Below are 12,932 nucleotides of genomic sequence, written 5' to 3'. Positions count from 1 at the left end.
ATTTAGTAAAAGCTGGCTAGGGGTTTTTATGAAAGTTTTAATGCTTTTTTAACAATATTTAATTGCTCTTCTACATGGACTTTGTTGTAGCCTGTAGCTGGGGAAGCACTCATTTTTCGTGCAATAACATCCATTGGAAGCTCTTTATATAGCATCCTTAAAATGTAATTCCAATATCCCATATTTTCTGGCTCTTCCTGAACCCATACGATCTCGGCATCTTTGTAAGCTTTCAAGGCTTCGGTCATTTGCTTTTTAGGAAGCGGATGGAGTTGCTCAATTCTAATGATGGCTACGTCTTTTACTTTTTCCTTTTCTCTCATTTCTTCAAGATCATAGTAGATTTTCCCAGAACAAAGAAGGACGCGCCTCACATCTTTAGCCTTGACAGTATTGTCTAAAATTATTTCTCTAAAACTACCTGAGGTGAATTCTTCAATTGGAGAAACAACCTTCGGATGTCTCAAAAGTGATTTTGGTGACATCACGATACATGGCTTTCTAAATTCCCATGCCATTTGTCTTCTCAATAAGTGGAAGAAATTGGAAGGCTCGGTAATGTTTGCTACAACCATATTATACTCCGCAGAAAGCTGCAAAAATCTCTCCGGGCGAGCATTAGAGTGTTCCGGTCCTTGACCTTCGTATCCGTGAGGAAGAAGCATGACCAAACCATTCATTTTTTGCCACTTAGATTCTCCAGAAGAGATAAACTGATCAATCATAGTCTGTGCACCATTAGCGAAATCTCCAAATTGCGCTTCCCATATCGCTAGCGAATTTGGGCTTGCCATTGCATAGCCATATTCGAATCCTAATACTGCATATTCTGATAGGAGTGAATTGTAGATGGAAAATTGACCCTTGCTATCCTTCATTTCCTTGAGGAAATTGTAAGGCTTGTTGGTCGTAGAGTCATGTACTACTGCATGTCTGTGAGAAAATGTACCTCTCTGAACATCCTGACCAGTCAACCTAACAGTCTTCCCTTCCAAAAGCAAAGAACCATAAGCCAGTAACTCAGCAGAAGCCCAGTTCAATGATTTAGCATTGAAAAACATGTCTTTTCTTTGTTTCAGCTGAATATCAATTTGCTTGATAGGCTTGAAACCTTTTGGGACGTGTGTGATCGCATCAGCTACTTTTTCGATAAAATCTTGAGAAATGGAAGTGTCCGGAGATTGCTCAAAATCCTCAGGTGTTGATCTTCTAAGTGATTGCCACTCCTTCTCAAACTTGGTAAATTGATACGGAAGAGGTTTTTCCTTCACCATATTCAATCTATCCTGAAGCAATTGCCTAAACTCAGCATCCATCTGCTTGGCAATTTTTGCATCAAGATCCCCTCTTTCAGAAAGTCTCTTTACATAAATCTCTCTTGGGTTTGAATGCTTAGAAATGATATTATAAAGCTCTGGCTGCGTAAATTTCGGTTCGTCAGATTCATTATGACCATGACGACGGTAGCAGACCATGTCAATAAAAATATCCTTTCTGAATTTTTGACGGAATTCTGCTGCCAATCTTGCTGCAAAAACTACTGCTTCTGCATCATCTCCATTCACGTGAATCACAGGTGCGTCAATGATTTTGGCTACATCTGTACAGTAAATGGATGATCTGGCATCATCAAAATCAGTCGTAAAACCAACTTGGTTGTTGATCACAAAATGAATAGTCCCACCAGTATTGTAGCCTTTCAAGCCTGCCATTTGGGTAACTTCATATACTATCCCTTGACCGGCAACAGCCGCATCACCATGAATAAGAATTGGAAGTGCTTTGGTAGAATCTCCTTGATGTTGGGAATCAATTTTTGCTCTTATAAAACCTTCTACAACAGGATTAACCGCCTCTAAGTGAGACGGGTTTGGAGCTAGCTTTAAGTTGACCTTCTTATCATCTTGGGTGGTGATATCACTAGAATAGCCCATGTGATACTTCACATCACCATCACCCATGGTCAGGTCAGGCTTCGCCGTTCCTTCAAATTCTGAGAAAATTTGTTCGTATGTTTTTCCCATGATGTTGGCAAGGACATTTAATCTTCCTCTGTGTGCCATACCAATCATGACTTCCTCTACTCCTAATTGGGCACCTTTATTGATGACTGCATCCAAAAATGGAATTGTGCTTTCACCACCTTCAAGGGAAAATCTTTTCTGTCCAAGATATTTGGTATGTAAGAAGTTTTCGAAAACAACTGCTTCGTTGAGTTTAGAAAGTATTCTTTTCTTTTCTTCTGTTGGAGGATTGAAAGAAAGTGCTTCTTTTTCAATTTTAGTCTTCAACCAATCCAACATCTCAGGATCTCTGATATAGAGATACTCAAATCCCATTGGGCCTTCATAGATCGTTTTAAGAGATTCAATGATTTTAGAAAGCTTAGCTGCCCCTATTCCAATCTCATTTCCTGCCTGAAATTCCGTGTTCAAATCATTTTGATCCAAACCAAAATCTTCCAAATCAATCAATGCTTTCCTATCTCTTCTTTCCCTTACAGGGTTTGTTTTTGAACGAAGATGGGCTCTAGATCTGTGAGCGTGAATCAAGGCCCTTACTTTGATTTCCTTCGGCAGTTGCTCCATATCCATGATGGTACCGCGTGTAGCAAGTGAGCCATTGGCTGCAGGTTGGCTGCTCGAAATATTGGTAACTTGCGCTCCACCGTTTTCATCCTCTCCATATTGAGTGATGGCAAATTCAAAACCATCAAAAAATGTCTTCCAACTTGGATCAACAGACTCGGGATTGTTCTTGTATTCTGCATATAGCTCATCTATGTAGGCTACATGTGCATTGGCGATATAGGAATATTTATCCATGATTGAGTTTTTGCTAATGACACAAATGTACTGAGGATTGTTTTTAATTGAAAACTGTTTATTCGTTTATCCAAATATTATTGATTATCTTATCAATAGACACTCAAAACATGATTCAGAATTTTCTCGAGAATCAAATAAACAGTATGCCGATAAGTAAAATTTTCTATGGATTGGTAGGATAAAACAAATTAAAATAAGGAAAAAGAGTAACTATAATGATTAGCGAGATATAGCTCATTGTGTGAATGAAAAATAAAAAAGGCGCCGATTGGCGCCTTTTTAAAGTGTAAAATCAAAGATTAGTATCCATCATTTTGGACAAGGTTATCATTCACCTCAATCTCTTGAAGTGGTATTGGCCAAATCACTCTAAATTGTTCATTGGCAGGGAAAAGGTTCCCTATGATGCCAAATCTTTGCATATCAGTGTATCTATGACCTTCAAAAGCAAACTCAAGTCTTCTTTGCTGAAGAATTTCAGTCAAAGCTGCTTCATTCGTCAATAAATCAGTAAGCAAAAGACTGGATAGACCTGCTCTATTTCTGATGACATTAATATCGTCTATGATCTGCGTGTTGGTCAACAAGCCAGTACCAGCAGCTCTAGCATTTGCTTCCGCTCTGATCATAAACATCTCTGCAAGTCTGATCAAAGGAACATTGTCATCATTGGTAGCCGATCGGAAGTATTTTACTACTCTCAATCTATTACTAGCGGATAATACAGAAGCTGCAAATCTTACATCTCCATTATTGCCTGAAGCTTGGAAAAGGCTGAAGAAATCAGGTCTTAAATAAAACTTCTGTCCACCAGTAGCTGGATCTGAAGAAATAGCCAAAGTATTTTGATCTCCTGATACATTGGTGAAATTCAACTCAAGGATCATTTCATTGTTTCCCTTGATTCTGAAGATGTCTGCGTAAGAAGACTGTAGCGTGTATACACCTGAGTTGATAACCTCAGAAGCCTTCTGAGCTGCCAAAGCATTGTTGCCTTGCTGTAAATATACTCTTGCTAGCAAAGCTGTAGCTGCGAATCTTCTTGCTCTAAATGGGGCACTAGGTGTATTACCTATATTTTGCTCTGCAAATGTCAAATCATCAATGATAAACTGATACATTTCTTGAGAAGAAGCTCTTGGAGCAAAATTCAAGCTTTCTGTATCTGCTATGAAATCCTCAACGATAGGAACACCACCGAATACTCTAAGCATATCAAAGTAAACAAAAGCTCTTAAGAATCTTGCTTCAGCGATAATTGCTAACCTTTGTGCATCAGTGATATTTTCAATATTCGGTGCAGAGAAGATTACAAAATTTGCATTTCTTATCGCACCATACATGGTTTGCCAAGTACTTCTCATTTGTAAGTTTGAAGGGTTAATTCTCTTATTACTTACTTCTTGATCGGTGGGGAATGTACCTGCATGTTCAAGATTATCTGTGTATACATCCTGATAATACAAGTATCTTAAACCATAGTAGTTTCCACTTTGCATGGCATTGTAAATACCTGCTAAAGCCAATTGCGCATTTCTATTGGTGGTGATTGCACCATCAACATCAATTTGGTTTACAGGCTCCTGTTCTAGTGTATCACAAGACACACCGACTAACAGCAGCAGGACAACCAAGTAGTTATATATATTAAATCTTTTCATATTGATTAAAATCCTATGTTAACACCAAATGTATAAGTTCTAGGCTGCGGGAAAGTGTAGAAATCTACACCAATCGTTGTATTTGAAGTACCAGCGAAGTTTACTTCAGGGTCAAATCCAGAGTAGTTGGTGAAAGTCAATAGGTTTTGAGCTTGTGCATAGAACCTAACACTTCTTAACTTCACTCTCTCCAATACATCCGCAGGAAGTCTATAACCGATAACAAGGTTTTTAACCCTTAGGTACGATCCATCCTCAATAAATCTAGATGTATTTGATTGATTGTTTCTATTTGCAGATACATCATAAGCTGCTCTTGGCATAGATCCATTTCCAGGCTGCTCCTCTGATCTCCATCTTCCTTCTACTGTAGCTTTGTTGTTGTCATCGAAGAAATTAGCAAACATACCCTCTTGGAATGATCCTGCTGCATTCCAGATATCATTTCCATAAGAAAACTGCATGAATACTTGAGCATCGAAGCCTTTATAACTAATACTATTGGTAAATCCTCCGAAAAATTTCGGCTGGGCATTACCAATTACCGTAAAGTCATCATCAGTGATTATCCCATCACCGTTGATATCTCTATAGTTCATATCCCCTGCTCTAATTCCAAACTCTTGTCTTGATTCTGGAACATCCGCTTGGGTAGCAAAAACTCCGTCAGATATAAATCCATAGAATGTACCTATAGGCTGACCTTCTCTCAAGACGATAGAATTGCCTCCAAACCCATAAAATACATCTTCACCATTGTATAGTTCTAGAATTTTATTTCTATTGAAAGTCAAATTAAGATCTGTTCTCCAATTCAACCCATTTGGTCTATCAATATTAACCGTGGATACAGTAAATTCCCAACCTTTGTTCTCTACAGATCCTACGTTTGATTGGAACGAACCATAACCATTTTGGGTAGGAATAGGTCTTGCAAAAAGCAAATCAGTAGTCTTTTTGTAATAATAATCAGCTACCAAAGTCAAACGTCCGTTGAATAAACCAACATCCAATCCAATATCAGTCTGAGCAGTGTTTTCCCACTTCAAATCAGGATTACCTAGCTGAACTGGTACAATAGAAGGTGAACCCAAATAATTTCCTGATCCTACTAGACCTCTCCAAGAAAAGTTACCAATCTCTTGATTTCCTGTCAAACCAAAGCTACCTCTAATTTTCAAGTCTGAAAACACATCCAAGTCTTGCATAAAGGCTTCCTCATTGATTCTCCAGCCTGCTGAAACCGATGGGAAATACCCCCATCTATTATTAGGACCAAATCTCGAAGATGCATCTGCTCTAAATGAAGAGCTGAATAAGTATCTTTCTTTGTAGCTGTAATTAACTCGACCAAAGTATGACTCTAATCCCCAGCCAACAAAATTATTGGAACCTTCATTTACCAAAGCAGCTGCTCCAATATATCTAAATCTATCTCCTGGAAACTGAATTCCTCTTACAGATGAAGATGATATCAAGTTTTCCTCTCTGTTGTGACCTACTACTAAATTTAAGCTATGACCACCGTCAAAAACTTTCGAATAGTCCACAAATGCTTCAGCTACCCATTTGATAGGATTGAAAGTAGAGAAAGAACCAGATCCTCCTTCTGCTGTAGAAGAAGATCCTGGATAGTTATCAGGTGTATATCTTCTCTCAGAAAAGTTTAAAACATCAGCACCAACTCTAACATTGAAATTCAAACCTTCATTTACTTTATATTTTGCCAAAGCATTAGTGAAAATTCTGATGGATTGATTTTCATCATCATTTTCGGTTCCCACAGCTACTGGATTTGAATAGAAGAATTGTGGTCTTGTATATGAACCATCTTCTTCAAATACTGGCCACAATGGTGAGGCGGCAAGTGAGTTTGCAAAAGGACCATTCAAAGTATTATCTGAAACGATCCTGTTTTGAACCGCTCTACTGATACCCGAGTTGAATGAAATTTCAAATCTGTCATTGATTTTATGATCTAGGTTGAACCTAGTTGACATCCTAGAATAACTTGAATTGATCACTGTACCTTGTTGATCGAAGTAGTTACCCGAAATGTAGTACTTTGTCTTTTCATTACCTCCACTGATACTCAATTCATAGTTTTGAATAGGAGCTGACCTGGTTACTTCTCTCACCCAATTGGTATTGACATCATCTCCATAAGGCAAGCCTCCATAATAGAAATCTAAGATCTCTTCATCAGAAATTTCAGAAGAAGGAACACCGAAGAAATCCTCTGCAAAGGCATCTTTGAACAAATCCAAGTAACCATTTCTATCCAAGAATCTTGGCTCATTCCACAATTGTTGTGTACCGCCATATACATTCAAGTTTACCTGTGTTTTCTGATCTGCACCTCTCTTGGTAGTAATCAAAACCACACCATTGGCAGCTCTTGAGCCATAGATCGCAGCAGCAGCAGCATCTTTCAATACTTCCATAGACTCGATGTCATTTGGATTCAAGTCAGCTAAAGCATTCGATGACTGTCCACCAAAACCAAGTTGAGAAGGATCTCCCGTGGTCATTGGTACGCCATCTATTACAAATAAAGGCTGATTGGAAGCAGAAATAGAAGATGAACCTCTCACCCTAACAGAAATACCAGCACCTGGAGTACCAGCATTTTGAGTAATCTGTACACCTGCTATACGACCTTGCAAAGCTTGATCTACACCGAGTGCAGGGACGTCCTTAATAATAGCGGCATTTAACTGACCAACAGATCCTGTTAATTCTTTTTTCTCCACACTTCCATAACCAACAACGACTACTTCACTCAAGGTTTTAGAGTCTAATTGTAGCGTGATGTCTATAGTAGACCTATTTCCTACAGCTGCTTCTTGAGAAAGAAATCCCACAAAGGAATAGACCAATGTCTCGTTCTCAGAAGCTTGGATGGAATACTTTCCATCGATATCCGTAATCGCACCTCTCGTGGTACCTTTGATACGAATATTCACTCCCGGCAAGGGAAGGTTATCTTCTGCCGAGATTACTGTACCTGTTACCTGTCGCTGCTGCGCCCAAACCTCCCCATGGAAGGAAAAAGCGAAAAGCGACAAAATGATTAGTAATACTTTTCTCATACAATAGTTGATTTATTTTTTTTAGCCTTCAAATATTGGAAAAATAGTTTACAATTCAAAAAAAAAATGATAAACGTTATATTATTATAGTGGATGGACTGAATTATAAAATTTAATTATGCAAATTTTACTTATAATAAAATAAAAAAAGAGGCCTGTCTGTAACAAGCCTCTTCTCTTATTGTTTCAATTTATTTTAATTACCCTCCATACCCTTGGTTCTGTACCAAATTCGGATTGGCATCCATCTCTCTCTGTGGAATCGGGAATACCATCCTAGGATCATTAAATTGATAAGTGGTATTTCCTTCTGTCACCGAACCACGAGTCCTTTTCACATCATGAATCGCATGACCTTCGTGTGCCAACTCAAGCTTTCTTTCTCTCAAAATATCCGCTACAGTAACACTAAGTAATGGAAGTAAATCAACTCTAGTTCTAATTCTATTCACATCTTCAAGTGGAGTAGCACCAATAGCAGTCCCTTCTCTCAGATTTGCCTCTGCTCGAGTCAAGTACAATTCTGCCAAGCGAATTACTTTCACATTCTTAAATTGATCTCTCCACTTTGCAGTTCTTTCCTCACCTGCATCAAAGAAGAATTGATCCAATCTGTCATCGTCAGCCTCGTATTGTGCTATATGCTGAGAAAGTATCGCTACATCTCCACCTCTTGCACCAAACTGAGGCAAGGAGTAGAACAAGAACATGTCATTAGCAGGATCCTGGGTATTGACTTGAATAGTAAACAAATCTTCCTGAGAGTCATTGTCAGTGTTGAAAGCATTCATAAATACCGGCACCAAGCTTTTCCCATTCGTAGTAGCAGTATTGATCGCTCTATTAGCGGCATCTCTAGCATCTGCGAAACTTTCCATTTGAAGATAAACTCTTGAAAGCTGTGCCGCAGCAACATAATTTCGTGCTAGAAAGCTATTTACAGGAGGTAGAAGTGATTCTGCTCTATTCAAATCATCTAGGATTTGCTGATAAACTTCTGCTACAGTATTTCTAGAAACAAAATTCTCTTCTGTGATCGCTCTGGTAGGAGTTAAAATCAATGGAACGCCAAGATTGGTTGTTGTATTGCCACTTGTAAATGGCTGAGCATAAAGCTTGATCAACTCAAAATACATGGAGCCTCTAATAAAAAGGGCTTCGCCTTCAATTCGTGCTCTATCTGCTTCATTCACTACATCGAGTGCAGAAAGTACGTTATTTGAAATATTAATTGCTCTATAAGCTGCTGCCCATGTGCCTTCTACAAAAGAGTTGTTTACAAAGATTTGTTTGTTGAACATTTCTCTTGGCTGATTGAAAGTACCTTCCCATCTCACTTCGCTATTTGCGCCGAGCATTTCAGAAAAAAGCTGTAACCTTCCTCCATAAAGCGACACGCCTCTCATCTCTCCATATGCACCTATCAAAACACTTTTGACATTTGCATCACTATTCAATGCCAAATTTTGATCTATACTTTGAAAAGGCGTCTGAAAGAGTTGATCATCACAACTACTGAAAATTGCTGTCAAACTAATTAGTCCTGTTATTATATATTTTTTCATCTTCTTTCTTAATTAAAATCCAACATTAATACCAAGAGAGAATGTTTTTGCCTGAGGCGCTGAATAGAAATCATTGCCTTGGAACACGTTACTGGCTAGGTAATCAGCATTTACTTCTGGATCCCATCCTTTATACTTGGTGAACGTCAGTAAGTTTTGTCCTGTAAAGAATACTCTCATTGAGCTCAATTTGAACCTTTCCAAAGAAGTTTTTGGGATGGAATATCCAAGTGTCAAAGTTCTTAACCTTACATAGCTACCGTCAGATATATATCTGCTTGAAGCATTACAACCATTACACTCTCCAAGCCTTGCTTGTGGTATATCAGTTATATCACCTGGATTTTGCCATCTGTTCAACTGATCTTTTGTGGAATTGTCGAACCAATCACCATTGGCAGCGAAGAAACCTCCACCTCCATCATAGATATCATTCCCAAATACCCCTTGAAATAAAATACTCAAATCAAAGTCGCCAAAAGTCATGTTATTGGTCAATCCACCAAAAAATCTCGGATTAGGATCACCTACAAACATTCTCTCAGCATCATTGTAATTATTGGTAGTTTCTGTTTTTTCAGCATTAGAATAGTATAATGCATCTCCATTTGCAGGATCTACTCCTGCATAAGCTGGGCCATAGAATACACCAATGGATTGTCCAATAAATACTCCATTTAAGAATCTTGAAGAAGAAGGTGGAATCGATTCCTGACCAGGTGCTAATTCTCTCACTCTATTGATATTTCTAGCAAAGTTGAAAGATGTATTCCAAGTAAAATTCTGCTTAGCAACATTGACAGAATTTAAAACTACTTCAAAACCATAGTTCTGCATTCTACCAATATTCTGTCTTTGGATGTTGAATCCAGAAGTAGCAGGTACAGGCACATTCAAAAGAAGGTCAGTGGTGTTTTTGTCATAGAAATCCAATTCCCCCGTAATTCTATCATTGAATAAGGCGAATTCAATTCCCAAATCTAGTTGAGCAGTTTTTTCCCAAGTCAAATTAGGATTTGGAATCTGAGAAGGTATCAAACCTGGAATCAATGCATACGAAGAAGAACCAAAAAGTCCCAAATGATCAAAGTTTCCAATTTCAGCATTACCCGTTAGACCATATGAACCTCTTACTTTCAAGAGACTCAACTTACTATTTCCTTTTAAGAAACTTTCTTCTGACACCAACCAGCCAACGGATGCCGCAGGGAAGAAACCATATTTGTTGTTCTCCCCAAATCTCGAAGATCCATCCACTCTCGCACTTAAAGTAGCCAAATACTTATCAGCATACTTATAGTTGATCCTAGAAAAATAAGATAAGAAAGTGAAATTAGTAACTGTGGAAGAGCCTCCGATAATTTCAGCTGCCGAAGCCAAGGTTCTTAATTCATCCAAAGGAAATTCTTGTCCTTCTACAAAAGTAAAATACTGATCAGATTTCTGGAATGACATCCCAGCCACTGCTTCAAAATCATGTTTCTCAGCAAATACTTTGGTATAAGTAAAATAGTTGTTCGTATTGTAGTTGAAAATCCTAGTCCATCTAGATCGACCAAAGCCATTCGTAGAAAGTCCCAAGTTAGTTCTTGAACCGAAAAACTGCTCTTCATTTTGATTGAAAATGTCAACACCAAATTCTGATCTAAATTTTAAATCTTCTCTCAACTTATATTCCCCAAAAATATTGGTGATATTTCTAAATGAAGTATTCAACCAACTTGCATTTTCTGAATCGATCAAGTTATTATAATACGTCGCTGTTGGTCTATCATAAAGCTGCCCATCCAAATCTCTAATCGGTGTAATCGGTGCTAATGCAACCAATTGAATTGGGTTGTTAAATTGGTTATCATCAGACAACCTATTATTTTGAGTTCTACTCAATCCAAAATTCGCACCCAAAGTAAATCTTTCAGTCACTTTATGATCAAGATTCAATCTACCTGAAGTTCTCTCGAAGTCATTTCTGATTAGAATTCCAGTTTGATTATCATAAGCTCCACTAAAGTAGAATCTTGTTTTTTCATCACCCCCAGCAGCTGAGAAATTCACATTTGTAGTTCCTGCATCGGGATTGAAAGCTTGCTTTTGCCAATCAGTGTCTGTTTCATTGGTTCTCCAATCAGACCAGCCTGAATATCTATCAAGTCTTGATTCAACAAGTTCCAAATCATCAACATTACTTCCAGATTCTCTCATTAACTCCACAAATTCTTCTGCATTGAGGAATTCTCTTAATCAAGTCGGAGAAGATACCCCTCTTTGAATGCCTACGTTGAACTTAGTTTTTCCTTTAGTACCAGATTTTGTTGTAATCAAAACAACCCCATTGGCTGCTCGAGCACCATAAATGGCTGCTGCAGAAGCATCCTTCAATACTTCAAATGACTCTACATCATTAAAGTTGATATCTGAGAGTGGATTATATAAACCAATACCTCCCGATGAAGTCATTGGTAAACCATCGATGACGTAAAGAGGGTCATTACCACCAGAAATAGAAGTAGTACCTCTCACTCTGATTTTCACCCCTTCACCCAATTTACCACTGGAAGATTCAACAAAAACACCTGCCATTCTACCATGAAGTGCTTCTTGGAAATTCGGAACAGGGATAGTTGCCAAATCTGCTCCTTTTACTGAAGCAATATTTCCCGTTAGGTCGCCTTTCATCTGACTATCATAGCCTACCTGAACCTCAATTTCTTTATCAATTGTTTCTAATATTACCTCAATATTTGAGTTTTTTCCAACAATAAATTCTTTGGAAACAAAACCAACAAATGAAAACACTAAAGTTTCACTTGCGTCTGCTTGAATAGAATATCTTCCATCCAAATCCGAAATCACTCCCCGGGTTGTTCCTTTTATTGAAATACTTGCACCATAAATAGGCAAAAAATCTTGATTTGATTTTACAAAGCCTTCAACTTTCTGTTGTTGTGAAAAAACTTCAGCATAATTAGTTAACAAAAGTAATATAACAAGTAGTAATTGCTTTTTCATTTTGAAATTAATGGTTGTACCTTGTAAATATTGCTTAATTTAATGAAATTACAAATAATCAATTGGGGGTTAGATCGACTCAAAAAATAGATTAATCATTAAAAAGAAGCTGTTAAACAAAAAAAATAATGCACGATTCATTTTTCATAATTCAAATGAATATCTTTTTATTTAGAATTTTTTGAAAATATTTTCTTTTTTGAAAAAGCAGAAGTCTTTTAAAGCAACGTTTAATAAAAAAAGCCATAGAATTAATTCTACGGCTTTTGACAATTGCAATATTTTAAATTTTAGAAAGTGAATCTTATTGATAAGGCTACTTCATCACCCCACCAACCATTATAACCTGAGAAATTGAAAGCAGGCTTATAATCTAAGGATAAGTTCACTGGAGCATCTTGAAATTTGTAATCCAAACCAATAATTGCATCTAGCCCGAATACGGTATAACTTCTATTTGGTTCACCCCAAGGTGTATTACCTCTATTGGCATTCCAAGTACCCAAATGAGCTCCACCACCATAAAACCACTGAAGCCCTTGAACTTCGCGAATATCATTGTGAACTTCATATAGTCCACCAACGATTAATCCTCTCCAACGGGTATAAAGGATACCTTCTAATGCAGCCTTTTGGCTTATAAAATGCTTCACAGTAAGACCGTTACCAGAACCTGCTCTAAGACCTATTCCGGTATTATAACCTTGCGCTAAAGCCTCATTTCCTAATGACAAAAAGGCAAATAGGATTAGTGTGTAAATAACTTTTTTCATTTCG

The 12,932-nt window shown here is 37.7% G+C and carries 6 protein-coding genes and 1 pseudogene; all 7 read right to left on the bottom strand.

What is annotated here, in order from left to right:
- Positions 1–26: 26 nt before the first annotated feature.
- Positions 27–2,825, bottom strand: coding sequence for a 2-oxoglutarate dehydrogenase E1 component (locus BELBA_RS06595; protein ID WP_014771960.1), 2,799 nt, complete (start codon positions 2,823–2,825; stop codon positions 27–29).
- Between the two features lie 302 nt (positions 2,826–3,127).
- The gene (locus BELBA_RS06590; RefSeq protein WP_014771959.1) at positions 3,128–4,489 is read right to left on the bottom strand and encodes a RagB/SusD family nutrient uptake outer membrane protein; all 1,362 of its coding nucleotides are present in this window, start codon (positions 4,487–4,489) and stop codon (positions 3,128–3,130) included.
- Between the two features lie 5 nt (positions 4,490–4,494).
- Positions 4,495–7,581 carry a SusC/RagA family TonB-linked outer membrane protein gene (locus BELBA_RS06585; protein WP_014771958.1) on the bottom strand — a complete coding sequence of 1,029 codons (3,087 nt, stop codon included), beginning with the start codon at positions 7,579–7,581 and terminating at the stop codon, positions 4,495–4,497.
- 200 nt (positions 7,582–7,781) lie between these two features.
- Positions 7,782–9,146 (bottom strand): RagB/SusD family nutrient uptake outer membrane protein, encoded by a 1,365-nt coding sequence (locus tag BELBA_RS06580; RefSeq protein WP_014771957.1) that lies wholly within the window; start codon positions 9,144–9,146, stop codon positions 7,782–7,784.
- 12 nt (positions 9,147–9,158) lie between these two features.
- Positions 9,159–11,372, bottom strand: a pseudogene (locus BELBA_RS06575) (SusC/RagA family TonB-linked outer membrane protein); the annotation flags it as partial.
- 15 nt (positions 11,373–11,387) lie between these two features.
- A complete protein-coding gene (locus tag BELBA_RS20390; protein WP_342626397.1) occupies positions 11,388–12,155 on the bottom strand; it encodes a TonB-dependent receptor plug domain-containing protein in 768 nt (255 codons plus the stop codon).
- A 290-nt stretch (positions 12,156–12,445) separates the two neighbouring features.
- Positions 12,446–12,928 carry a hypothetical protein gene (locus BELBA_RS06570; RefSeq protein WP_014771956.1) on the bottom strand — a complete coding sequence of 161 codons (483 nt, stop codon included), beginning with the start codon at positions 12,926–12,928 and terminating at the stop codon, positions 12,446–12,448.
- Positions 12,929–12,932: the final 4 nt, after the last annotated feature.

It is taken from the genome of Belliella baltica DSM 15883 (genome assembly GCF_000265405.1).
GTDB classification, from domain to species: Bacteria; Bacteroidota; Bacteroidia; order Cytophagales; family Cyclobacteriaceae; genus Belliella; species Belliella baltica.
The sequence above is the reverse complement of the archived record's forward strand: the minus strand, read 5'-3'. Positions and strand labels throughout refer to the sequence as shown.

Bases quoted from the DNA above. Each gene is read 5' to 3' on its own strand.
- BELBA_RS20390 (WP_342626397.1), bottom strand. From the start codon at position 12,155: ATGAAAAAGCAATTACTACTTGTTATATTACTTTTGTTAACTAATTAT.
- BELBA_RS06570 (WP_014771956.1), bottom strand. From the start codon at position 12,928: ATGAAAAAAGTTATTTACACACTAATCCTATTTGCCTTTTTGTCATTA.
- BELBA_RS06590 (WP_014771959.1), bottom strand. From the start codon at position 4,489: ATGAAAAGATTTAATATATATAACTACTTGGTTGTCCTGCTGCTGTTA.
- BELBA_RS06595 (WP_014771960.1), bottom strand. From the start codon at position 2,825: ATGGATAAATATTCCTATATCGCCAATGCACATGTAGCCTACATAGAT.
- BELBA_RS06585 (WP_014771958.1), bottom strand. From the start codon at position 7,581: ATGAGAAAAGTATTACTAATCATTTTGTCGCTTTTCGCTTTTTCCTTC.
- BELBA_RS06580 (WP_014771957.1), bottom strand. From the start codon at position 9,146: ATGAAAAAATATATAATAACAGGACTAATTAGTTTGACAGCAATTTTC.